The following is a 24022-nucleotide window of genomic DNA, read 5'->3' as shown; positions in this document are numbered from 1 at the left end:
CCTGCCGTGGCACGCTCGTAGAGACACAATCCGCGACCACGAACAAGGACAAACACGTGGACCTGTTCGAGTACCAGGCGAGGGACCTCTTCGCCAAGCACGGTGTGCCCGTGCTTGACGGCGATGTCATCGAGACCGCCGCAGACGCTGCCGCCATCGCGGAGCGCTTCGGCGGCCGCGCCGTCGTCAAGGCTCAGGTGAAGGTGGGTGGCCGAGGCAAGGCCGGTGGCGTCAAGCTCGCCGCCGACCCGGCGGACGCCGTCGCCAAGGCCGAGCAGATCCTCGGCATGGACATCAAGGGCCACACCGTGCACAAGGTGATGCTGGCCCAGACCGCGGACATCAAGGACGAGTACTACGTCTCGTTCCTGCTGGACCGCACCAACCGCACCTTCCTGGCCATGGCCAGCGTCGAGGGCGGCGTGGAGATCGAGGTCGTCGCCGAGCAGAACCCCGAGGCGCTCGCGAAGATCCCGGTCGACGCCAACGAGGGCTGCACCCCGGAGAAGGCCGCCGAGATCGTCGCCGCGGCGAAGTTCCCGGCCGAGGTCGCCGACCAGGTCGCCGACGTCCTGCAGAAGCTGTGGAAGGTCTTCATCGCCGAGGACGCCCTCCTCGTCGAGGTCAACCCGCTGATCAAGTCCGGCGACGGCAAGATCATCGCGCTCGACGGCAAGGTCTCCCTGGACGAGAACGCCGACTTCCGCCAGCCCGAGCACGAGGCCCTGGAGGACAAGGCCGCGGCCAACCCGCTGGAGGCCGCCGCCAAGGCCAAGGGCCTGAACTACGTCAAGCTCGACGGCCAGGTCGGCATCATCGGCAACGGCGCGGGCCTCGTCATGAGCACCCTCGACGTGGTCGCCTACGCCGGTGAGAAGCACGGCGGCGTCAAGCCCGCCAACTTCCTCGACATCGGTGGCGGCGCGTCCGCCGAGGTCATGGCGAACGGCCTGGAGATCATCCTGGGCGACCCCGACGTCAAGTCGGTCTTCGTCAACGTCTTCGGCGGCATCACCGCGTGCGACGCGGTCGCCAACGGCATCGTGCAGGCCCTGGAGCTCCTCGCGAGCAAGGGCGAGAACGTCACCAAGCCGCTGGTCGTCCGCCTGGACGGCAACAACGCGGAGCTGGGTCGCAAGATCCTCGACGACGCCAACCACCCGCTGGTCCAGCGCGTGGACACCATGGACGGCGCCGCTGACCGCGCCGCCGAGCTGGCCAACAAGTAAGGAAGGGGACTTAACACCATGGCTATCTTCCTTACCAAGGACAGCAAGGTCATCGTCCAGGGCATGACCGGCTCCGAGGGCATGAAGCACACCCGCCGCATGCTCGCCTCCGGCACCCAGATCGTCGGCGGTGTCAACCCGCGCAAGGCCGGCACCACGGTCGACGTCGACGGCACCGAGGTGCCCGTCTTCGGCTCCGTCGCCGAGGCGATGGAGAAGACCGGTGCCGACGTCACCGTCATCTTCGTGCCGCCGAAGTTCACCAAGGACGCCGTCGTCGAGGCCATCGACGCCGAGATCGGCCTGGCCGTCGTCATCACCGAGGGCGTCCCGGTACACGACACCGCCGCCTTCTGGGCGTACGCCGGTTCGAAGGGCAACAAGACCCGGATCATCGGCCCGAACTGCCCCGGCCTGATCAGCCCCGGACAGTCGAACGCCGGCATCATCCCGGCCGACATCACCAGCTCCGGCAAGATCGGCCTGGTCTCGAAGTCCGGCACCCTGACCTACCAGCTCATGTACGAGCTGCGTGACATCGGTTTCTCCTCGGCCGTGGGCATCGGCGGTGACCCGGTCATCGGCACCACCCACATCGACGCCCTCAAGGCGTTCCAGGAGGACCCGGAGACCGAGATCATCGTCATGATCGGTGAGATCGGTGGCGACGCCGAGGAGCGTGCCGCGGCCTACATCGCCGAGCACGTCACCAAGCCGGTCGTCGGCTACGTCGCGGGCTTCACCGCCCCCGAGGGCAAGACCATGGGCCACGCCGGCGCCATCGTCTCGGGCTCCTCGGGCACCGCCCAGGCGAAGAAGGAGGCCCTCGAGGCCGCCGGTGTCAAGGTCGGCAAGACGCCGTCCGAGACCGCCCGCCTGGCCCGCGAGATCATCGGCGGCTGACGTCGGTCCCTTGCGCGGTGAGCGCCCCCGCTCTTCCCGGGCGGGGGCGCTCGCCGTTTCGGCGCCTCAGCGCTTCGGGCCCGTCGTGCAGGGCAGCGGGGACCACAGCGGGCACGCCGCCGGACCCTGCCGCGGGGGCGGCGCCTGGACCCCCGCCGAGGCCGGCAGCTCCCAGTCCGCCACCGCCCGCGGCCGCGGATCCACCACCACCGCCGTCAGGCCCGGCGCCGGGCTGCACCACAGACTGGCGATGCCGTTCGGCGGCCCGCCCGGCAGCAGCGGCACACCCGGCGGCGCCACCTTCGCGCCCGGGGCCGGCACGCACAGCGTGGGGGCCGGCGGGTCATGCGACTCGAACAGCGCCGCCGGGCGCAGCCCCGCCAGGGTCGCCAGCGTCGCTCCGCCCACCGCCAGAGTCAGCAGCGCCGCCGCGCCCGTCCGGCTCGCCGTCCACACCCGGTGCCGGGCCCGTAGCACCGGCACCGGCGAGCGGTGCGGCTCCGGGCACCCCCGCACGGCCGCCCGGTGCAGCAGCCCGCTCAGCCCGTCCGCGAACCCCGGGGCCGCCGGATCCGGCCCCACCAGCTCGGGCACCCACTGCGCCAGCGCCGCCCGCGCCGCCCACACCCGCCCCTCGGCCGCCGTCCGGGTCGACTCCACCTCCACCGCGATCGCCGCCGCCGGCAGCCCCAGCCCGTCGTGCAGCACCAGCGCCCGCCGCTGCGGCCGCGACAACCGGCACAGGGCCTTCAGCAACGCCCTGTCCCGATCGGTCAGCCGGTCCTGGTCCGGCAGCACCGCCTGCGCCTCGTCCGCCGGCCGCACCCTGATCCGCCGATGCGGCAGCGTCCACGCGCGCGCCCGCCGCGGCCCGCCCCGGTGCCACGGCGACAACGCCAACTCGCACGCCCGCACCCGCACCCAACCCTCCGGATCCCCCGACCCGACCACCTCGTCCCACCCCCGCCGCGCCTCCCCGAACGCCCGCCGCACACAGTGCACCGCCCGGCGCCGGCACGCGGTCAGCAGGAACACCTGCTGCACCAGCCGGGTGTGCGCCTCCTCGTAGAGATCGGCGAAGCTCGCCGCGGGTTCGTCCGAGAGGTCCCGCCGGCTCCCGGCTTCGACGAGGGCCATGTCGATGCGCTCCCTGCGGTCGGCGGGCGAGGGGGCGTCCTGCTGCGGGACGGGCTGCCGCTGCGCGCTCGCGCTCCGGCCGGTGCCGACGACGGGGGAGCAGTGCTGCTGGTCGCGCCGGTCGGGTGCGCCGGAAGCCGGGTTCCGGGTCGCGGTCGGGGTGGTCGTCATGCCGCCGTGTTCTCCCGAGGCTGTGGGGGCCGCTCGCGTGCTGGTGTGCGGGGCCGGGGGGCGCCGACCCGGACGGACGGGGGGTGCGGTTCTGATGAGGGCGATGGCGGCGGCTTCGGTGGGGCAGCCGAGCTTCCGCAGGGCGCGGTGCAGGAGGTCGCGCGCGGTGGTGGGGGGGACCCCGAGGGCGGCGGCGGTGTGCTGGAGGTCGTGCCCGGCGGCGAGGTGGGCGAGGACCTGGGACTCACTGGGCGTCAGCTTCCGCGGCGGGTCGGTGGCGTGGGTGGATGGCGTGGTCATCAGACGCTCCGGGCCGGGGCGCCGACGGCTTGGGGGCAGGGTCTGAAAAGGCGCATAAGCCAATAATCTGGGACACGGCGGCGGTTTGCCGCTTCACGGAGCATGGCGAGTCGCCTTGGCAGCATGAGGCCCATGACACAGCTGATGGGCCGCCCGATCCTGGAAGCGCCTGGCGAATTGGGCGGACGCCCCGTGCTGGCCGACCTGTTGGCGGGGGTGCGGACTGCGTTGGTCGGCCTGGCGGTGGTCACGGTACCGGTGCTCGGCCTCTGGGTCGCGACACCGTACGCCGACTCGGGCGCGGCGCGCGCCACCCGGTTGGCGGGTGCGCTCTGGCTGCTGGGGCACGGCGCGCCGGTGCTGCGCGGGGACGGGGGCGCCCCACTGACCGTCACCCCGCTGCTGCTCGGCGCCTTGGCGGTGGTGCGGCTGTACCGGGCGGGGGCCGGGGTGGCGGCCCGGCGCGGGCTGCGCTCGCAGTGGGGCGGCCCGTTCGCGCTCTGGACGGGCTACTGCGCGGTGGCGGTCGCGGTGGCGCTGCACTGCGCGGGCGCCGGGCTGTTCCGCAGCCGGGTGCTGCCGGACCTCCTGGTGGTCGGCCTGCTCGCCGGGCTGGCGACCGTCGCGGGCGTCCGCTCGGCGCGGCCCCTGCCCGCCGCGGCGCACCCGCTGCTCGACCGGCTGCCCCCGGGCTGGCGGCCGACCGGCGGCGCGGCCGTGGTACGGCGGGCGGCCGGCGCGGCCGGGGCGGGGCTGGTCGCGTCCGGCGGGGTACTGGTGGCGGTGGCGGCGGTGCTGGACGCGGTGGCCGGCGGCGGCCGCGGTACGGCGCTGCTCAGGGGCGGGCCCGCCGCCCTGCTCGGGCTGCTGCTGCTCGCGGTGGTGCTGCTGCCGAACGCGGTGCTGTGGGGTGCGGCGTACGCGCTGGGCCCGGGCTTCGAGGTCGGTGCCGGGACGCTGGTGTCGCCGGGCGGTACGGAGCTCGGCCCGGTGCCGGAGTTCCCGCTGTTCGCCCTGCTGCCCCAGGAGGGTCCGGGCGGCTGGCGGCTGGCGGCGTTGGCGCTGCCGCTGCTGGCGGGGCTGGTTCCAGCGGTCCTGCTGGGCCGTGCGGCGGCCGGTCGGTCGGGCCCGCGGGAGGACGGCGACCCCTGGCCGGCGGCCGCGACGGTGACGGCGGCGCTGGCGGCCGCGCTGCTGCTCGGTGCGGGGGCGGCGGCGCTGGGCTGGCTGTCGGGCGGGGCGCTGGCGGGGGCGCGGATGGCCTGGTTGGGGCCGCTGCCGTGGTGGACGGGCCTGGCGGCGGCCGGCTGGCTGGCGCTGGTCGCGGTCCCGGGCGCCCTGTTGGTCCGGCACCGCGCGCTCAGCCCGTCGGCCGACCGGTCCTCCTTGGCCGACCGGTCCTCCTTGGCCGACCGGGCCCCGGCGGCCGCCCCGGGCGCGTACGCCGGGCTCGCGGTGCACGCGCACCGGAGCGCACTGCGGCTGCGCGCCCGTACGTATGTCCTCGTGCTGCGGCTGTCCGGCCGGGGCCCCGCCGACTGAACCCGGTGGCTACTCCGCGTGCCCGGTGAAGTCCACGTACCACTGCGGGGCGTACCGGTCGCAGTTCTCTGTGCCGACGTTGGTCAGCGAGTCCCGGACGCAGGTCGCGTAGTCCTGGTAGTAGACCCCGAGCCCGACCATCAGGCCGACCATCGCGACGGCCATCGCGCCGGTCAGGATCCCGGCGAGCGCGGCCGGGGTGAGCGGGTTCGGCGCCGGGACGCCGGGAACGGCCCCGACCGGGGCGCCACCGACCCCGGCCGCCGGCTGCTTGGCCCGCAGCGCGCTGACGCCCCAGTAGATCCCGAGCAGCCCGACCAGCAGCGCGATCCAGTGGAACTCCGCGAACAGGCAGACCAGCGCGAACGGCCCGGCCAGCGCGGCGTTGCGGGCCCGGCGGTGGGCCGGGTTGGTGGGGTCGAGCCGGGGCGGCTGCGGGACGGGCGGGCGCTGGCCGGGGCGGCCGTCGCCGAGGCCCTGGCCCCACGGCGGCGGGAGCTGCGGGCGGTCGCCGCCGCCGTTGCCCGCCGGGCCCTGACCGGGCCAGGGGCCGCGCGGCTGCCACGGCTGGTCCGGGGCGTCCGCCGGCGGCGGCGCGAAGGGGTTGTGCTCGCCGTTGTCGTCGCCGCTGCTCATCGGTTCAGCCATTCCTTCTCGGTCGGGGGCCGTGCGGAGGGTCTCGCGTCGGAGCGGTCTCCCGCGCCCCCAATGATCCCGCAACCGTTCGAGGGCCCGGCGGGGGCCCGTGCCCCCGGCCGGGGCGGGGGCGCAACTCCGGTGCGCGGGGCCCGAGGAGATCCCCGTCTCAACTACGCGCGTAGCGCCGCGGGGAGGGTGCGGAGGCCGTCCGACCAGCCGTTATCGTGGTGACGGTCAGCAGCTCACATTGGTTCCCGGGGCCCGCGTCGCGGCGGGTTCTCCTGGTGTTCCCCTTCGCTCGACCTGCCGTTCGTAGTGGCCCCACCGCCGGTGGATGTACCAGCGGACGGCGCCCGACCTACGGAGAATCGCGCAGTGGCCGCCGCCCCCGCTCAGCTCTTCCCGCCCCGTACGCCCGGACCGGCCCGCCTGGTGGTGCTGGTCTCCGGCTCCGGCACCAATCTGCAGGCGCTGATCGACGCCGTCGCCGACCCGGCCTACGGCGCCGAGATCATCGCGGTGGGCGCGGACCGGGACGGGATCGCCGGACTGGAGCGCGCCGAGAAGGCGGGCCTGCCGACCTTCGTCCACCGGGTGAAGGACTTCCCGGACCGCGCCGACTGGGACCGCGCGCTGACCGCATCCGTCGCCGCTCACCAGCCGGACCTGGTGGTCACGGCCGGCTTCATGAAGATCCTCGGCCCCGAGTTCATCGCGGCCTTCGCCGGGCGGATCGTCAACACCCACCCCGCACTGCTGCCCTCCTTCCCCGGCGCCCACGGCGTCACCGACGCGCTCGCGTACGGGGTGAAGGTCACCGGCTGCACCGTCCACCTGGTCGACGCCGGAGTGGACACCGGGCCGATCATCGCGCAGGGCGTCGTCGAGGTCGTCGACGCCGACCACGCCGATGGCGGCGACGCGCTGCACGAGCGCATCAAGACTGTCGAGCGCAAGCTGCTCGTCGACGTCGTGGGCCGGCTGGCCCGCGAAGGTCACCGCATCGAGGACCGAAAGGTATGGATTCCGGCACATGAGTGAGCGCAGCGAACGAGTCGTCGAGGAAGGTGCCTGGCACGCGGCGCCCGCCGAGCGCAGCGAGGTGGGAGCATGAGTGCCAGCTCCACCACCCCCCCTGTCTCCGAGAACATCCGTCCGATCCGCCGCGCGCTGATCAGCGTGTACGACAAGACCGGTCTGGAGGAGCTGGCCCAGGGTCTGCACGCCGCCGGGGTCGCCATCGTCTCCACCGGCTCCACCGCCGGCCGGATCGCCGCCGCCGGCGTCCCGGTGACCGAGGTCTCCGAGCTGACCGGCTTCCCGGAGTGCCTGGACGGGCGCGTGAAGACGCTGCACCCCCGCGTGCACGCCGGTGTGCTCGCCGACCTGCGTCTGGAGTCGCACCGCGCGCAGCTGGCCGAACTCGGCGTCGAGCCCTTCGACCTGGTCGTGGTGAACCTCTACCCGTTCAAGGCCACCGTCGCCTCCGGCGCCACGCCCGACGAGTGCGTGGAGCAGATCGACATCGGCGGCCCGAGCATGGTGCGCGCCGCCGCCAAGAACCACCCCTCGGTGGCCGTCGTGGTCGACCCGGCCCGCTACGGCGACGTGCTGACGGCCGTCCGGGAGGGCGGCTTCGACCTGGCCACCCGCAAGCGCCTGGCCGGTGCCGCGTTCGCCCACACGGCCGCCTACGACGTGGCCGTCGCCTCCTGGTTCGAGGCCGGCTACGCCCCGAGCGACGCTGCGAACATCAGCGGCTCCGCCGCGGGGTTCCCCGAGTTCCTGGGCGGCACCTGGGAGCGGCAGAACGTGCTGCGCTACGGCGAGAACCCGCATCAGGGCGCCGCGCTGTACAGCGACGGCACCGGCGGCCTGGCCGGCGCGCAGCAGCTGCACGGCAAGGAGATGTCGTACAACAACTACGTCGATACCGACGCCGCCCGCCGCGCCGCGTACGACCACGCCGAGCCGGCCGTCGCGATCATCAAGCACGCCAACCCGTGCGGCATCGCGACCGGCGCCGACGTCGTCGAGGCGCACCGCAAGGCGCACGAGTGCGACCCGGTCTCCGCGTACGGCGGCGTGATCGCGGTCAACCGCCCGGTCACCGTCGCGCTGGCCGAGCAGATCGCCCCGATCTTCACCGAGGTCGTCGTGGCCCCCGGCTACGAGGACGGCGCCGTCGAGGTGCTGGCCCGCAAGAAGAACCTGCGGGTGCTGCTCGCCCCCGAGGCGCCGGCCAACCGCCAGGAGGTCCGCCCGATCTCCGGCGGCGTGCTGCTCCAGGATGCCGACCGGGTGCAGGCCGAGGGCGACGACCCGGCGAACTGGACGCTGGCCACCGGCGAGGCGCTCTCCGCGGCCGAGCTGGCCGAGCTGGCCTTCGCCTGGCGCGCCTGCCGGGCCGTCAAGTCCAACGCGATCCTGCTGGCCAAGGACGGCGCCTCGGTGGGCGTCGGCATGGGCCAGGTCAACCGGGTCGACTCCTGCAAGCTCGCGGTCGAGCGGGCCGGTGAGCGGGCCAAGGGCTCGTACGCGGCCTCGGACGCCTTCTTCCCGTTCCCGGACGGCCCGGAGATCCTGATCGCCGCCGGCGTCAAGGCGATCGTCCAGCCGGGCGGTTCGATCCGCGACGAGCAGGTCATCGAGGCGGCCGAGAAGGCGGGCGTGACGATGTACTTCACCGGCGCGCGCCACTTCTTCCACTGAGCCGTCGGCCGGTAGGACGAGAGCGGTAGTACGAAGCGGCCCGGCTCCCTCCGAGGAGGGAGCCGGGCCGCTTCGCCGTGTTCCGTGCCGTTCGGTCAGTACCGCGGCCGGTTGAACCAGTTGACGCCGTCGCGGACGCACATGGCGGTGATCCAGATGATGCTGATCGCCAGCCACAGGAAGGCCATCACCAGGCCCACCGCGGTGCCGGCGCTGATGGCGCCCAGCAGGATCAGCAGGCCGATCAGGCCGCCGAAGCAGCCGTACACGATGGTGGTGACCCGGACGGAGTTGCCGCCCTTGCCGAACTTGGCGCCGAGCGTGATGGAGAGCGCGGCGAACAGCCCGAACACGACGGCGATCACGATCAGGACGCCGGCGGCGGCGTCGCCCATCGCGGTGAACGGGTTGTCGCTGGTGGTGTGCTTGAGGGTGTTGGTGGCGTCCTTGGCGGCCGCCCCGATGATCACGTAGATGACCGCGAGAATCGTCTGCACACCGCCGACGATGAACAGCAGCACCCGAGCGGTCGTCACCAGGCCCGGCATGGACTGCGGCACGGCCGGCGCGTAGCCGTAGCCCGGCGCGGCCATCGGGGCCTGCTGCGGGTAGCCGTAGCCCGGCGCGGCCGGCGGGGCCTGCTGCGGGTAGCCGTAGCCCGGCGCGGCCGGCGGCTGGCCGTACGGGTTGTTCGGGTCGGGCGGGTAACTCATGGATGCCTCCGGGCAGTTACGGGACGCGGGGACGGGACGGCGGAGGACCCGGTTGCGGTCGGCGAGTCGGGTCGACGACGGAACGGGACGGTATCGGAGCGCAGTGACAGCCCGGCGGCGGTGACGGGCGCGGCCGGCTCAGCAGCGTGATGAGGAACGGGCGAGCACGGGCCCGGACGGGCGCGGCGCGGTGAGGACGGTGCCGCGGCGGTCGGGCCGCCCGGTCTGCTGTGGTCGGATCACTGGCTCTTTCCCCCGGGTACGCCCCCGCCACGGGATCCGCCGGCCCGTCACCGGGCCGCGTCGCGGCAGGGGATGCCCGCATATCGTCATCCGGACGGCAGTACCGTGTCCAGCCGGTTCCGGGTGCCGGGCCAAGACTGTGGCGCAACCGCAATACGGGGCGGACCTTCCGTGCCCGTCCGGTCGCGGGAGCGGCCCGGGTACGGAGGCCGGTCGCGATCCGGGAGAATGGGGTCATGACTGCCCAGATTCTCGATGGCAAGGCCACCGCGTCCGCGATCAAGTCCGAACTCGCCGCCCGCGTGGCGGCCCTCAAGGCGAAGGGCGTCACGCCCGGCCTCGGCACCGTCCTGGTCGGCGACGACCCGGGCAGCCGCTGGTACGTCAACGGGAAGCACAAGGACTGCGCCGAGGTCGGCATCGCCTCGATCCAGCGCGAGCTGCCCGCCACCGCCACCCAGGAGGACGTCGAGAACGTCGTCCGCGAGCTCAACGCCGACCCGGCCTGCACCGGCTACATCGTCCAGCTGCCGCTGCCCAAGGGGCTGGACCAGAACCCGGTCCTGGAGCTGATGGACCCGGACAAGGACGCCGACGGCCTGCACCCGACCTCGCTGGGCCGGCTCGCCCTGGGCATCGACGGCCCGCTGCCGTGCACCCCGCTGGGCATCGTCGAGCTGCTGCGCCGCCACGACGTCGAGATCAACGGCGCCGAGGTGGTCGTGGTCGGCCGCGGCATCACCGTCGGCCGCTCGATCGGCCTGCTGCTGACCCGCCGCAGCGAGAACGCCACCGTGACCCTGTGCCACACCGGCACCCGTGACCTCGGCGCGCACCTGCGCAAGGCCGACATCATCGTGGCCGCCGCGGGCGTGCCGCACCTGGTCAAGCCGGAGGACGTCAAGCCGGGCGCGGCGGTGCTGGACGTGGGCGTCAGCCGCAGCGAGGGCAAGATCGTCGGCGACGTGCACCCGGGCGTGTCCGAGGTGGCCGGCTGGATCTCCCCGAACCCCGGCGGCGTGGGCCCGATGACCCGCGCGATGCTGCTCAACAACATCGTCGAGGCGGCCGAGCGCCGCGTCGGCATCTGACCCCCGAGGGACGGCGAGCATGACTGAACCGCGACCGGCGCGGTCCCGGCGCAGGCCGGTCAAGACCACCGGCACCGTGCCGCCCGAGGGCGCGGCCCCGGCCCTCGGGCGCGACCACGCCCTGCCGGTGCGGCAGTGGCCGATAACGCTGGTCCTGTCGGTGGTCGGCGCCGGCCTCGCGGTCACCTGGTTCGCCGACTTCAAGGACGGCTTCAAGTACGGGCTGCTGATCCTCGGCGCCGGGGTGCTGCTCGGCGCGGTGCTGCGGCTGGTGCTGCCCGAGGTCGGGATGCTGGCGGTGCGCAGCCGCTTCACCGACGTGATCGTGCTGACCTTCCTGGGCGCCTCGATCGTGCTGCTGACCCTGGTGGCGCAGCCGAACCCGTGGCTGGAGTTCCCGCTGCTCGACAACATCGGCCAGCTGATCGGCCGGCCCAAGCACTGAGCCGCCTTCGCGCCGTGGCCCCGCCCGGGATTCCCGGGCGGGGCCACGGCGCGTCCGTGCCGGATCAGCGGTGCCCGTTGTGACGCATCAGCCACGCCCGGACACGCGGCGTACGCTTTCCTTTGCGATAACCTGACGCCGGTCTCTCGATGTCGAGAGATCATCCTGGCTCCAGTGCCGGTGTGCCTGGGGCACCTGGCGATTTTGCTGGAGAAGGTAGAAATGACCCGCACCCCCGTCAACGTCACCATCACCGGAGCGGCCGGCCAGATCGGCTACGCGCTGCTCTTCCGCATCGCCTCGGGCCACCTGCTCGGCGCCGACGTGCCGGTGAACCTGCGCCTCCTGGAGATCCCGCAGGGCCTCAAGGCCGCCGAGGGCACCGCGATGGAGCTCGTCGACTGCGCCTTCCCGCTGCTGCGCGACATCACCATCACCGACAACCCGAACGAGGCCTTCGACGGCGCCAACGTCGCGCTGCTGGTCGGCGCCCGTCCGCGCACCGCCGGCATGGAGCGCGGCGACCTGCTGCAGGCCAACGGCGGCATCTTCGGCCCGCAGGGCAAGGCCATCAACGACCACGCCGCGGACGACATCAAGGTCCTGGTCGTCGGCAACCCGGCCAACACCAACGCCCTGATCGCCCAGCGCAACGCCCCGGACGTCCCGGCCGAGCGGTTCACCGCGATGACCCGCCTGGACCACAACCGCGCGGTCGGCCAGCTGTCCGCCAAGACCGGCGCCCTGGTCTCCGACATCAAGCGTGTCACCATCTGGGGCAACCACTCCGCGACCCAGTACCCGGACATCTTCCAGGCCGAGGTCGCCGGCAAGCCGGCCTTCGAGGCCGTCGGCAGCGACCAGGCCTGGCTGGAGAACGACTTCATCCCGACCGTCGCCAAGCGCGGCGCCGCCATCATCGAGGCCCGCGGCGCCTCCTCGGCCGCCTCGGCCGCCAACGCCGCCATCGACCACGTGTACACCTGGGTCAACGGCACCGCCGAGGGCGACTGGACCTCCATGGGTGTCGTCTCCGACGGCTCCTACGGCGTCCCGGCCGGTCTGATCTCCTCCTTCCCGGTCACCACCAAGGACGGCAAGTTCGAGATCGTCCAGGGCCTGGAGATCTCCGACTTCTCCCGCGCCCGCATCGACGCCTCGGTCAAGGAGCTGACCGAGGAGCGCGACGCGGTCCAGGAGCTGGGCCTCATCTGAGCCCCGCCCGTACGGCCTGTTCCGGCGGCCCGCCCCCTTCCGAGACCGGGAGGCGGCGGGCCGCCGCCGTGTCCGGGCCAGGAGCCCGCGTCCGTACGCACCGGCCACCTACACTGGCCCGCTGTGAACGAAACCTTCGGGGACGCCGCGCTCGTCCTCGTCTTCATCCTCCTGGGCGGGCTGTTCAACGTCGCCGAGATCTCGCTGATCTCGCTGCGCGAGGGCCAGATCCGGACGCTGGCGGCACGCGGCACCCGGCGCTCGGCCCGGGCCGCGCACCTGGCCGCCGACCCCAACCGCTTCCTGGCCGCCGTCCAGGTCGGCGTGACCTGCATGGGCTTCCTGTCCGCCGCCTTCGGCGCGGACACCCTGGCCGGCAAGGTCGCCCCGCTGTTCGTCCAGGCGGGCCTGTCCGAGGGGATGTCCGACGCGGTCGCCCTGGTCGGTCTCACCCTGGTGATCAGCTACGTGTCGCTGGTGCTCGGCGAGCTCACCCCCAAGCGGATCGGCCTGCAGCGCGCCGAGTCCATCGCGGTGGTCGCCGCCCCCGTGGTGGACGTGATGTCGGTGGCGCTGCGCCCGGTGATCTGGCTGCTCGGCCACTCCACCAATCTGATGGTCCGGCTGCTCGGCGGCGACCCGACGGCCGGGCGCGGCTCGATGAGCTCCGAGGAGCTGCGCGGCCTGGTCGCCGCCAACACCGAACTGGGCAGCGACGAACGGGCGTTGATCGCGGACGTGTTCGCCGCCGGGGAGCGCCAGCTGCGCGAGGTGATGGTCCCGCGCACCGAGGTGACCTTCCTGGACGCCGAGCGCCCGCTGGCCGCCGTACGGCACCAGGCCGAGACCTCGCCGCACTCGCGCTACCCGGTGGTCGAGGGCAGCGCCGACGCCGTGGTCGGCTTCGTCCACGTCCGCGACCTGTACGGCGCCCGCGGCGAGCAGGCCGTCAAGGTCCGTGACCTGGCCCGCCCGGTCAAGCTGCTGCCCGGCACCAAGCGGGTGCTGGAGGCGATGGGCGAGATGCGCCGGGAGGGCCACCACCTGGCCATCGTGGTGGACGAGTACGGCGGCACCGCCGGGATCGTCACCCTGGAGGACCTGGTCGAGGAGGTGATCGGCGAGATCCGGGACGAGTACGACCGGCCGGAGACCGCCACCACCCGTCGGCTGGCCGGCGGCGGCATGGAGCTGGACGGCCTGCTCAACCTCGGCGACTTCGCGGAGGAGACCGGCGTCACCCTGCCCGAGGGCCCGTACGAGACGGTGGCCGGCTGCCTGGTCGCCTCGCTCGGCCGGCTGCCCAGGGACGGTGACCAGGCCCGTGTCCCGCTCGGCGGCGGGGGAGCGGTGCTGCTGACGGTGGCCAAGGTGGAGGGCCGGCGGATCGCCCGGGTGAGGGTGAGTGCCGTCACACCGGTCGAACCTCCGGGGGCGGAGGTTTCCTGAGCGACCGGTGGAACTGGAACAATGGCCCGCATGGTCAACGCAGCGGTCACTGGTCCGGTCAAGGACCGTCCCCGGGTGCTCTCCGGCATCCAGCCCACCTCCGGCTCGTTCCACCTCGGCAACTACCTGGGCGCGGTGCGCCAGTGGGTCGACCTGCAGAAGGACAACGACGCCTTCTACATGGTCGTCGACCTGCACGCGATCACCGTCCCGCAGGACCCGGTGACCCTGCGCCAGAACACCCGGATCTCCGCCGCCCAGCTGCTCGGCGCCGGCCTGGACCCGGAGCACTGCACCCTGTTCGTCCAGTCGCACGTGCCCGAGCACGCACAGCTCGCCTGGGTGATGAACTGCCTCACCGGCTTCGGCGAGGCCTCCCGGATGACCCAGTTCAAGGACAAGTCCTCCCGGTACGGCGCCGACAGCACCACCGTCGGCCTGTTCACCTACCCGATCCTGCAGATCGCGGACATCCTGCTCTACCAGGCGGACGCCGTCCCGGTCGGCGAGGACCAGCGCCAGCACGTGGAGATCACCCGCGACATCGCGGAGCGCTTCAACTCGCGCTACTCCCCGACCTTCACGATCCCGAAGCCGTACATCCTCAAGGAGACGGCGAAGATCCAGGACCTGCAGGACCCGGCCGTCAAGATGAGCAAGTCGGCCTCCTCGCCCAAGGGCCTGGTCAGCCTGCTGGACGACGCCAAGGCCAGCGCCAAGAAGTTCAAGAGCGCCGTGACCGACACCGGCACCGTGGTCTCCTACGACGAGGAGGGCAAGCCGGGCGTCTCCAACCTGCTGCGGATCCACTCCGCGCTCAGCGGCCAGTCGGTCGAGCAGCTGGTCGCGCACTTCGAGGGCAAGATGTACGGCGCCCTGAAGACCGAGCTGGCCGAGCTGTTCACCGAGTGGGTGACCCCCTTCCAGGAGCGCACCAGCACCTTCCTGGACGACCCGGCCGAGCTGGACCGGGTGCTGGCGATCGGCGCCGAGAAGGCCCGCGCGGTGGCCTCCGAGACGCTGGCGACGGTGTACGACCGGATCGGCTTCCTCCCGGCCGCCAAGCGGTGACTCCCCTAACCCGTCTGCCCGGTGGTGGCGGCACTGACTCGCAGGCCGTCACCATCGGCGTGTCCGTGAGCGTCCCGGACCCGTACGGGACGCGGATCCAGGACGCCCGGGCCGGGCACGGCGACCCGCAGGCCCGCTCGATACCGACGCACGTCACCCTGCTGCCGCCGACCGAGGTGCCGGCCGAGGCGCTGCCGAAAATCGAGGAGCACCTCGCTGCGGTGGCGGCCGCGCACCGGCCGTTCCGGATGCTGCTGCGCGGCGGCGGCACCTTCCGCCCGGTCTCCCCGGTGGTCTTCGTCCGGGTCGAGGAGGGCGCGCAGGAGTGCCGGCTGCTGGAGGCGGACGTCCGCTCCGGCCCGCTGGCCCGTGAGCTGGCCTTCCCGTACCACCCGCACGTGACGGTCGCGCACGGACTGCCGGACGACGTGCTGGACCAGGCGTACGAGCAGGCGCGCGGCTTCCGGGCGTCCTTCACGGTCCCGGGCTTCTCGCTCTCCCGCTTCGACGCGGACGAGGTCTGGCGGCCCTGGCGGAGCTACTCCTTCGCCTGAACCGGCCGAACCGGCCGCGCCGGCCGCGCCGGTCGAACCGGCCGCGCCGGTCGAGCCGGACTTCCGGCGCAACTACCGCGCGCTACGGCCGAGTTCGAGCATCCGGTCGACCACCCGGCGAGCCGCGCCGCCGTCGTCCAGCGCGCAGTGCTCGGCCCGGAAGCGCCGGTAGCGCCCGGCGTACCCGGGTGGCAGGTCGGCGCCGCTGTCGGCGAGTTCGCGCAGCGCGCCGAGCAGTTCGGCCGAGGTCGGCACCAGCGGGCCGGGGGCGTTCGGCTCGAAGTCGAAGTAGAAGCCGCGCAGGGTGTCGCGGTAGTGCTCCAGGTCGTAGGTGAAGAAGTACATCGGGCGGCCGGTGATCGCGAAGTCGAACATGATCGACGAGTAGTCGGTCACCAGGACGTCCGCGACCAGCAGCAGTTCCTGCGGGTCGGGGTAGTCCCCGCAGTCGTACAGGAAGCCGTCGCCGGAGCCCGGCAGCGGGTCGCGCACGTGCGAGTGCGGGCGGACCAGCAGTACGTGGTCCTCGCCGAGCAGCCGGCGGGCGCGGTCGAGCTCCAGCCGCAGGTCGAGCCGGAAGCCCTCGCCGTCGCCGCGCCGCTGGTCCTCGCGCCAGGTCGGCGCGTACAGCACGATCCGCTTGCCCTCCGGCACGCCGAGCCGGCGGCGCACGGCCGCGGCGGTGCGCGGGTCGGCCCGGGCCAGCACGTCGCCGCGCGGGTAGCCGGACTCCAGCAGTTCGCCGTCGTAGCGGAAGGCGCGCCGCAGGATCGGGGTGGCGAACGGGCTGGGGGAGAGCAGCAGGCTCCACTGAGGGGTCTCCCGGTCGAGCGCCTCCAGGTAGCCGTGATCGGCCAGCCAGGGGTTGTCGACGTCGTGGGCGATCCGCTTCAGCGGCGAGCCGTGCCAGGTCTGCACCACGACCTGGCCCTCGCGGCGCTCCAGGAAGTCCGGGAAGTGGGTGTTGCCGACCAGGTACCGGCAGGTGGCCAGCGCGCGGTACCACTCCGGGCTCCAGACGCGCACCGGGCGGACCCCGGGCGGCAGCTCGGCCTGGGCGTCGTCGACCACCCACAGGTGCTCCAGCGGCGCGCCGCGGCGGGCGAGTTCGGCGTGCACCGCGCGCGGGGAGTCGGCGTAGCCGCGGCCGCCGAACACGTCGTACAGTACCGCCTCGCGCAGCGGCTCGCGGCGGGCTGCGGGGTAGTGCTCGGTGCGCAGCCGGGCTTGCGTCCAGGCGCTGCGCTCGGTGGCGTCGAGCACCGGGGTGGAGTCCACCAGCAGGGTGTCGTGCCAGCGGCGCTGCAGCAGCACCTGCTTGCCGCCGACCGCGGCGGCGGGCAGCGCGGGCAGCGCGCCGGGGGCGGCGAGCAGCGGTCGGGCCGGGCCGCAGCGGTCGGCCGGTTCCAGCGCGGCCTCCCAGACGCCCTTGCGCAGCGGCAGCACGGCGCCGCCGGCGCCGGTGCGGGTGGCGGGCACCCGCACCCGGAAGCGGCCGCCCGGCTCGGGCTCGACCGGGGTGCGGACCTCGCCCGCGGTGCCGGTGTGCCGCAGCACCAGCTCCAGCCGGTCGGCGGCCGGGTCCGGGCAGTGGCCGGTCAGCTCGAAGCCGCCGAAGTGGACGGCGATCCGGTCGACCAGGCCGGCCGCCGGCTGGACGCAGACCTGGAGCCGGCCGTCGGCGAGGTGCTTGAGGTAGAGCACCCGGTCCGGGGCGTCCGGCAGCGGGTGCTGGCCGGCCACCGGGCCGTCGCGCTCGTCCAGGCAGAGCTGCACGGCGGCGCCGTCGGGGCGCAGCAGTTCGGCGTCCCAGTGCTCCACCTCGCCGCGGCCGCGCCCGTCGGCGGTGAACGGGCGGTACGGAAGGTCGACGGTGAAGGTGTTGCCGGTGCGGGCGAGCGGCTGTTCGAGCACCGCGTCGCTCTGCCGGTGGCGCAGCCGCAATGCGGTGCCGGAGGGGCAGCGGTCGGCGGTGCCGCCCAGTGTGACGCCGGCGGCGGTGGGGGTGGCGCGGTTGATCCGGACGCCCGGGCGCTCCAGCCGCAGGCGCAGCCGGTCGTCCTCGAAGAAGGGCTGGAGGCGGACGTCGCGGTCCACCCAGCGGGCCGGCGGGTATTCGCCGGAGCCGCACCAGTGGGGGGCGAGGGCGCCGTACTGGCGCCGCAGCCGGGTGGGGCGGGGGCGGGTGAAGAGGGTGGCCTCGATCTGCCAGTCGCCGAGCAGCCAGTGGCCGTCGGGGCGTAGTCGGCCCGGCTCGATGAGGGCGGTGAAGCCGGACCAGTCGTGGTTGTACTCGGGCTGGGCGCTGTCGTCGGTGACCTCGGGCATCCTGCGGGGTCGGGAGGGCAGGTGGACGGGCGGTCGGGCCTCGTCCTGGTGGCGCAGGGTCAGCCAGGTCCAGGCCGAGCCGGGGCGGCCGGTGTCCAGGTCCAGCGGGCGGGCGAAGCCGGTGAGCTCCAGCCCGCGGCCGTGCCAGCGGGCGCGCAGCAGGCCGAAGGCCGCGTCCTCGTCGACGGCGGGCCGGTCGGTGGGCACCCCGCGGGTGGCGTGCGGCAGGACGAGCCGGGTGAGCACGGGCATGACGGGAGGCCCTTCCGGGGACGGGATCCCGGCCGTGGCGGTGGACCGGGACGAACGCCGAACCGATAACGAAAGGTCCGGGGCCGAATCGACATCCATGCCGGAATGTCACCCGAGGTCTACCGTGTTGTTCGTCGAAAATTCCTCAGGAATTCGTTAGTGAAACATGAGTTCGACTATGCCGCGGGTGAATTGGGGGAATTCCCCCAGGTGATTCCCAGGAAAAAACGAGGCGCCCGACGCGGATCGCGTCGGGCGCCTCGGCAGGGGCGTGGGACCGCTACTCCTTGCGGAGCATCGCGTCGACCACCCGGGCGGCGGCCTTGCCGTCGTCCAGGTCGCAGTACGCCTCTCGGAACGCGGCCGCCTTGTCGGAGTGCTCGGCCGCGACCTCGTCCACCCGGCCGAGCGCGGCGACCAGCTCCTCGGAGGTGGCCAGCAGCGGACCGGGCGCCTCGGCCTCGAAGTTCAGGCTGAAGCCGCGCAGGTTGTCCCGGTAGTGCTCCAGGTCGTGGGTGAAGAAGAGCATCGGCTTGCCGGTGGTGGCGAAGTCGAACACGCTCGCCGAGTAGTCGGTGACCAGCACGTCCGCGATCAGCAGCAGCTCCGCCATGTCGGGGTAGCTGCCCACGTCCCAGATGTAGCCGTTGCCGGCGCCCGGGATCTGGCCGCACATCACGCTGTGCCGGCGCACCAGCAGCACCTGGTCGTCGCCGAGCGCGGCCTTGGCCGCCGCCAGGTCGATCCGCAGGTCGATCTGGTAGCCGCCGTTGGGCCGGCGCCGGTCCTCGCGCCAGGTCGGCGCGTACAGCACGACCTTCTTGCCCTCGGGCAGGCCGAGCCGTTCGCGAACCTGTTCGGCCGTCTTCTCCCGGTCGGCCGCGAACAGCAGGTCGTTTCGGGGCGAGCCGCTTTCCAGGATCTCGCCCTTGAAATCGAACGCGCGCTTGAGCAGCGGGGCCGACCAGCTGTTCCCGGCCACCAGCAGGCTCCAGTTCGGGACCTCGCGGGACAGGCTCTTGAGGTAGTTGGAGTCGGTGAACCAGACCTTCTCGAAGTCGAAGCCGATCTGCTTCAGCGGGGTGCCCTGCCAGGTCTGCAGGACCACCTGGCCGGGGCGGCGGACGAAGAAGTCGGGCAGGTGGGTGCTGGTGACGATGTACTTGGCGGTCGCCAGCGCCTCGAACCACTCCGGGCTCCAGAGCCGGAGCGGGGTCGCCGACTGCGGCAGGTCGGCCTGCATGTCGTCGCTGCCCCACAGGTGCTCCAGCGGCAGCCCGCGGCGGACCAGCTCCTCGTGGATCGCCTTCGGCGAGTCCGCGTACACGCTGCCGTGCCCGGCGTTGTACAGGACCGTGTCGCGCACCGGCAGGCGCCGGGCGGACGGGTAGTGGTCGGTGCGCAGCAGGCGCTGGCGGTAGCCGGAGCGCTCCTCGGGCAGCAGCGCCGAGTGCGACTCCAGCGACAGGCCGTCGTGGTAGCGGCGCTCCAGCACGATCCGCTTGCCGCGGGACTCCACCTCCAGCGGCAGCGAGCCGAAGCACTCCGGGGCGATCAGCGCCGAGGAGTTCGGCAGCACGGTCGCCGGCACGCCGACCGGGCGGAAGAAGACGTTCCAGGTGCCGGCGGCGAGCGGCACCCGCCCGGCGAAGGAGGCGGTCGGCACGGAGGGCATCGCGGTGCGGAACCGGCCGTCCGAGATCTCCACCGGGTAGACGTGCTCCTCCTCGCGCCAGTTGTGCCGGACCACCAGCTCCCAGCGGTGGGCGCCGGGCAGCGGGAAGGAGCCGCTGAGCAGGAAGCCGTCGGCGCCGCGCGCGGACACCTCATCCACCAGCGGCTGCAGCAGCTGGTCGCAGAACTGCAGGTGGCCGCCCGGGGAGGGCTTGGAGTAGAGGGCCCGGCGCGGCTCGCCCGAGGACTGCGGGTCCAGCGCCAGGTGCAGCTGCTCGGGCGCGTTGCGGTCGTCCCAGGCCAGCCGGACGGTGCTGCCGTCGGCCAGCAGCAGCGCGCTGTCCCAGCGGTCGCGGCCGCGCTCGGCGGCCACCGGGTCCAGCTCGGCCCAGGCCTCGCGGACGGCGGTCAGCTCGGCCACCGGGAAGGAGGCCGTGAAGGGCTGCAGCGTGCCGACCGGCCCGCCCAGCTCCAGCGGGAAGGACAGCTCGCGGTCCGACTCGACGTGGGTGAGCTGCAGCCGGGCCCCGGCGAAGCTGATCCCGGAGCGGGCGGCGCCGGAAACCTCCAGCCGGCCGCCGTGCGCGGCCAGGCCGGTCACCCGGGCCTTGACGGTCTCCACGTGCAGGTAGACGAAGTTGTCGCGGACCCACGGCACGATCCGCACGTCCGGCTCGACCCAGTGCGACGGGAGGTACTCCGCCGTGTCGCTCCAGCCGGCCGAGACCCGGCCCTTGTAGACCCCGCCCTTGCCCGCGCCGGCCACCAGGACGCGCCAGTGGCCGTCCTTCCACTGGCCGCGGTGCTTGAGCTTCTTCGGGTCCAGGGCGGCGGTGAAGCCGGACCAGTCGCAGCTGTACAGGTCGTGGTTGCAGCTCGCGGTGGCCTCGGGGCTGTACTGGGTCTTCATCGGCACCGCGACGACCCGGCGGCCCTTGGCCTCGCGCAGCACCAGGGTGCGGACCATGTCGTGCTTGGCCGCCGCGCCCAGCTGCTCCGGGTACGCGTGCCCGGTCAGCTGCAGCTTCCCGCCCACCCAGGCGCTCTGGTACAGCCGGCTGCGCATGACCAGCGAGTTGTCCAGCTTGAGCACGCCGGCCGGCACGCTCTTGCGCCCGCCGCGCAGGAACGGGTAGTCCGCGTACGGCCGCAGCAGACCGCGGGCCTGCACGCCGCCGCCGGTCTCGCCCTCGTACTTGATCTGCTCGACCAGCTCGTCCACCCGGCCCTGCAGGGTCAGGTGGTACTTCAGCCGCAGCGGTGCGCGCAGCTTGCGGACCTGCTCGGGGCCGATCGCCCGGAGCAGCCGGCTGACGTTCTGGACGTAGGCGTCCCGGTACTCCTTGTCGCCGTCCACGACGGACCAGAAGAACATCGGGATCTCCTCGACGAGGGTGTTCTCGTCGTAGGAGCGCAGGTACTGGGCGAAGCGCGGCTCGGTCTGCTTCTTCAGCCAGCCGCGGACCAGCTCGACCGAGGTGACCCGGTCGACCAGGCCCTTGGGGTTGGTGCGCATCTGCGTGATCGACATCTCGCCGACCTCGCGCTCGCGCCAGTGGTAGATCGGCTCGGAGAGCACGTCCACGCTCTTGGCCAGGTAGTGGTGCGGCACGCTGACCGGCGCGTCCTCGTACAGGATGCCCTCGGGGTACAGCAGCTCGGCCGCGTCGAAGAACGAGCGGCGGTACACCTTGTTCCACGCGGTGCGGTCGGTGACCAGCGCCGGGATCTCGGTGATGTGGGTCTTGAGCTTGGTGGCCTTGAACGGCTTCACGTGGCCGCCGGACTGGTAGTAGCCCACCGCGCGGAAGCGCAGCACGTTGCCGGTGCAGAAGTCCGATCCGGTCTCGTCCAGCGTGTTGATCATCAGCTCGTACGCGCTGGGCGGCATCGAGTCGTCGCTGTCCACGAAGCACAGGAACTCGGCGTCCGGGTCGATGTGCCGGATGCCGGTGTTGCGGGCCGCGCCGAGGCCCTTGTTCACCTGGCGGACCAGCCGGAACCGCGAGTCCTTGGCCGCGTACGCCTCGGCGAGGGCCGCGCTGTCGTCCTTCGAACCGTCGTCGACCATGACGCACTCGAAGTCCGTGAAGGTCTGGGCGGCGATCGAGTCGAGGCATTCGACGAGATAGCGCTCGACGTTGTAGATCGGAACGACGATGGAGAGGCGGGGAGCCATCGGCTACGCAGGCCTTTCTCGGTTAGGAGCGTGGCAGCCCGGTGGGGGCCTGGCCGCACTTTGGATCGGTGCGTACGTGCGTCCCGATCCTACCTCCGGGCTCCGGGGCCTCCCCGGGCCACTACGCTGGGCCCCGTGCCCCGCTTCAGCGTGATCGTCCCCGTGTACCAGGTCCAGGACTACCTCGCCGAGTGCCTCGACTCGGTCCTCGGCCAGGGCGGTCCCGACTTCGAGCTGATCGCGGTGGACGACCGCTCCCCGGACGGCTGCGGCGCCATGCTGGACGAGGCGGCCGCCGCCGACCCCCGCGTGCGGGTGCTGCACCTGCCGGAGAACGTCGGCCTCGGCCGGGCCCGCAACGCCGGCCTGGAGGTCGCCACCGGCGACTACGTGGTCTTCCTGGACAGCGACGACACCCTCACCCCCGGACTGCTGAAGGCCGTCGACGACCGCCTCGCCGCCACCGGGGACCCGGACGTCCTGGTCTACGACTACGCCCGCACCTACGCCGACGGCCGGATCACCCGGGCCGCCTCCGGCCACGTCTTCGGCGCCGCCTCCCCGGACGTCTTCGACCTCGCCGCCCGCCCCGACCTGCTCGACCTGCTCCAGGTCGTCTGGAACAAGGCCTACCGCCGCGGCTTCATCACCGAGCAGCGGCTGGTCTTCCCGGCCGGCTACTACGAGGACACCCCCTGGACGTACCCGGCGCTGCTCGCCGCCGCCAGCATCACCCTGCTCGACCAGGTCGGCGTGCACTACCGCCAGCGCCAGGAGGGCGGCAACATCCTGGCCACCGCCAGCCGCAAGCACTTCGACGTGTTCGCCCAGTACGACCTGGTCTTCGCCTTCCTCGACCGCCGCCCCGACCTGGACCGCTGGCGCCCGGTCGTCTACGGGAAGATGCTGCACCACCTCAACACCGTGGTCGCCAAGCCCGGCCGGGTCCCCTCCGGCGACCGCCGCGAGTACTTCCGCCGCGCCGCCGCGCACTGCGCCCGGCTGCGCCCGGCCGGCTACCGCCCGCCGGCCGGCGTGGAGGGCGTGCGCACCGAACTGCTCAGCCACGGCCGCTACGGCGCCTACCAGGCCGTACGCGCCCTCGCCCGGGCCCGCCGACTCGTCAGGCGCTGAGCCGCGTGCCCCGGCGCCGCCCCGCGGGCGCGCGTTCGCGGACGCGCCCTAGGACGGCGCCTGACGGCCATTCGGGGGACGGGCCGGTATAACCGGTCGGGTGGACTTCCTGACCCGCCTTCCGGTCCTCGGTCCCCTGGTGGCCCGGGTGCTGCGCAGCCGCCCGTACCGGGTGTACGAGTACTTCACCGCGGCCCGCGGCAACCGGCTGGCCGGGGCCGTCACCTTCTTCGGCTTCCTCGCCCTCTTCCCGCTGCTCACGGTGGGCCTGGCGATCGCCGTCGCGACGCTCAACGGCAGCCAGGTGGCCGACCTGCAGAAGCGCATCTCCGACCAGCTGCCGGGCCTCTCGGACGCGCTCAACCTGCCGTCCCTGGTGGCCAACGCGGGCACCGTCGGGCTGGTCGGCGGGGCGCTGCTGCTGGTCTCCGGCCTCGGCTGGGTGAACACCATGCGCACCTCGATCCGGGACCTCTGGCAGCTGCCCGAGGAGAAGGGCAACCCGGTGCTGCGCAAGGCCCGGGACATCGCGGTGCTGGCCGGCCTCGGCCTGGTGTCGCTGTTCTCGCTGGCCGCCTCCGCCGCCGGGACGACGCTCGCCGGGCGGATCGCCGGGGAGATCGGCCTCGGCAGCGGCTACCTGCTCACCTGGGTCGGCGTGCTGATCGCCATAGCGTGCGACACCCTGCTCTTCGCCTACCTGCTGGCGCCCTTCCCCGGGATCACCGGCCAGCGTCGTCGGGACCTGCTGATCAGCGCGCTGATCGGCTCGGTCGGCTTCGAGCTGCTGAAGCTGCTGCTCGCCTCCTACCTCGGCTCGGTCGCCGGGCGGAGCCTGTACGGGGCCTTCGCCACGCCGGTGGCACTGCTGCTGTGGATCAACTTCGTCTGCCGGCTGCTGATGTACTGCGTCGCCTGGACGGCGACGGCCGACCCGGAGGCCGCCCGGGAGCGGACCAGGGCGCACGGCCGGGCACTGCTGGCGGCGGCCGACGAGTCGGCGGCGGCGGAGGCGGCCCGGCCCCGGAAGTGAGGCCGGGC

At 73.2% G+C, this 24022-nt stretch carries 18 protein-coding genes; 13 read left to right on the top strand and 5 right to left on the bottom strand.

Annotated features, from left to right (window positions below):
- The first annotated feature begins 56 nt into the window (after positions 1–56).
- On the top strand, positions 57–1229 hold the full coding sequence (gene sucC, locus ACZ3UD_RS02865) for an ADP-forming succinate--CoA ligase subunit beta (RefSeq protein ID WP_465581566.1): 1173 nt from the start codon (positions 57–59) through the stop codon (positions 1227–1229).
- A gap of 18 nt (positions 1230–1247) precedes the next feature.
- The gene (sucD, locus tag ACZ3UD_RS02860; protein WP_465581564.1) at positions 1248–2132 is read left to right on the top strand and encodes a succinate--CoA ligase subunit alpha; all 885 of its coding nucleotides are present in this window, start codon (positions 1248–1250) and stop codon (positions 2130–2132) included.
- Positions 2133–2198: 66 nt separating this feature from the next.
- On the opposite strand, the gene ACZ3UD_RS02855 is transcribed toward sucD, so the two are convergent.
- Positions 2199–3740 carry a hypothetical protein gene (locus ACZ3UD_RS02855; protein WP_465581562.1) on the bottom strand — a complete coding sequence of 514 codons (1542 nt, stop codon included), beginning with the start codon at positions 3738–3740 and terminating at the stop codon, positions 2199–2201.
- 132 nt (positions 3741–3872) lie between these two features.
- Here ACZ3UD_RS02855 and ACZ3UD_RS02850 point away from each other — a divergent pair, with 132 nt between their 5' ends.
- A complete protein-coding gene (locus ACZ3UD_RS02850) occupies positions 3873–5282 on the top strand; it encodes a cell division protein PerM (protein WP_465581560.1) in 1410 nt (469 codons plus the stop codon).
- A 9-nt stretch (positions 5283–5291) separates the two neighbouring features.
- On the opposite strand, the gene ACZ3UD_RS02845 is transcribed toward ACZ3UD_RS02850, so the two are convergent.
- The gene (locus ACZ3UD_RS02845) at positions 5292–5918 is read right to left on the bottom strand and encodes a hypothetical protein (protein ID WP_465581558.1); all 627 of its coding nucleotides are present in this window, start codon (positions 5916–5918) and stop codon (positions 5292–5294) included.
- A gap of 378 nt (positions 5919–6296) precedes the next feature.
- Here ACZ3UD_RS02845 and purN point away from each other — a divergent pair, with 378 nt between their 5' ends.
- Entirely contained in the window at positions 6297–6962 is a 666-nt protein-coding gene (purN, locus tag ACZ3UD_RS02840; RefSeq protein ID WP_465581556.1) for a phosphoribosylglycinamide formyltransferase, read from the top strand.
- 69 nt (positions 6963–7031) lie between these two features.
- The gene (gene purH / locus ACZ3UD_RS02835; protein ID WP_465581554.1) at positions 7032–8633 is read left to right on the top strand and encodes a bifunctional phosphoribosylaminoimidazolecarboxamide formyltransferase/IMP cyclohydrolase; all 1602 of its coding nucleotides are present in this window, start codon (positions 7032–7034) and stop codon (positions 8631–8633) included.
- A 95-nt stretch (positions 8634–8728) separates the two neighbouring features.
- On the opposite strand, the gene ACZ3UD_RS02830 is transcribed toward purH, so the two are convergent.
- Entirely contained in the window at positions 8729–9346 is a 618-nt protein-coding gene (locus ACZ3UD_RS02830) for a hypothetical protein (protein WP_465581552.1), read from the bottom strand.
- Positions 9347–9825: 479 nt separating this feature from the next.
- Between ACZ3UD_RS02830 and ACZ3UD_RS02825 the strand changes: the two genes are divergently transcribed.
- The 6 genes from ACZ3UD_RS02825 (at position 9826) to ACZ3UD_RS02800 (ending at position 15414) form a co-directional block, all read left to right on the top strand.
- Positions 9826–10680 (top strand): bifunctional methylenetetrahydrofolate dehydrogenase/methenyltetrahydrofolate cyclohydrolase, encoded by an 855-nt coding sequence (locus ACZ3UD_RS02825; RefSeq protein ID WP_465581550.1) that lies wholly within the window; start codon positions 9826–9828, stop codon positions 10678–10680.
- 19 nt (positions 10681–10699) lie between these two features.
- Positions 10700–11125 carry a DUF3017 domain-containing protein gene (locus ACZ3UD_RS02820; protein ID WP_465581548.1) on the top strand — a complete coding sequence of 142 codons (426 nt, stop codon included), beginning with the start codon at positions 10700–10702 and terminating at the stop codon, positions 11123–11125.
- 222 nt (positions 11126–11347) lie between these two features.
- A complete protein-coding gene (locus tag ACZ3UD_RS02815) occupies positions 11348–12340 on the top strand; it encodes a malate dehydrogenase (protein WP_359962425.1) in 993 nt (330 codons plus the stop codon).
- A 123-nt stretch (positions 12341–12463) separates the two neighbouring features.
- A complete protein-coding gene (locus ACZ3UD_RS02810) occupies positions 12464–13789 on the top strand; it encodes a hemolysin family protein (RefSeq protein WP_465581545.1) in 1326 nt (441 codons plus the stop codon).
- A gap of 30 nt (positions 13790–13819) precedes the next feature.
- Positions 13820–14860: a tryptophan--tRNA ligase gene (gene trpS, locus ACZ3UD_RS02805; protein WP_465581543.1), complete on the top strand. Its 1041-nt coding sequence runs from the start codon at positions 13820–13822 to the stop codon at positions 14858–14860.
- A 65-nt stretch (positions 14861–14925) separates the two neighbouring features.
- Positions 14926–15414 carry a 2'-5' RNA ligase family protein gene (locus ACZ3UD_RS02800; protein WP_465581541.1) on the top strand — a complete coding sequence of 163 codons (489 nt, stop codon included), beginning with the start codon at positions 14926–14928 and terminating at the stop codon, positions 15412–15414.
- Between the two features lie 72 nt (positions 15415–15486).
- Here the strand turns inward: ACZ3UD_RS02800 and ACZ3UD_RS02795 are convergent, their stop codons facing one another.
- Positions 15487–17994 carry a CDP-glycerol glycerophosphotransferase family protein gene (locus ACZ3UD_RS02795; protein WP_465581539.1) on the bottom strand — a complete coding sequence of 836 codons (2508 nt, stop codon included), beginning with the start codon at positions 17992–17994 and terminating at the stop codon, positions 15487–15489.
- Between the two features lie 280 nt (positions 17995–18274).
- Positions 18275–21847, bottom strand: coding sequence for a bifunctional glycosyltransferase/CDP-glycerol:glycerophosphate glycerophosphotransferase (locus tag ACZ3UD_RS02790; protein WP_465581537.1), 3573 nt, complete (start codon positions 21845–21847; stop codon positions 18275–18277).
- 135 nt (positions 21848–21982) lie between these two features.
- On the opposite strand from ACZ3UD_RS02790, the gene ACZ3UD_RS02785 reads away from it, so the two are divergent.
- Together ACZ3UD_RS02785 and ACZ3UD_RS02780 are read left to right on the top strand one after the other, a co-directional pair.
- Positions 21983–22981: a glycosyltransferase family 2 protein gene (locus tag ACZ3UD_RS02785; RefSeq protein WP_465581535.1), complete on the top strand. Its 999-nt coding sequence runs from the start codon at positions 21983–21985 to the stop codon at positions 22979–22981.
- A 100-nt stretch (positions 22982–23081) separates the two neighbouring features.
- A complete protein-coding gene (locus ACZ3UD_RS02780; RefSeq protein WP_465581533.1) occupies positions 23082–24014 on the top strand; it encodes a YihY/virulence factor BrkB family protein in 933 nt (310 codons plus the stop codon).
- The last annotated feature ends 8 nt before the right edge of the window (positions 24015–24022 follow it).

The organism is Kitasatospora sp. NPDC023118 (assembly GCF_055560875.1).
The sequence above is the reverse complement of the archived record's forward strand: the minus strand, read 5'-3'. Positions and strand labels throughout refer to the sequence as shown.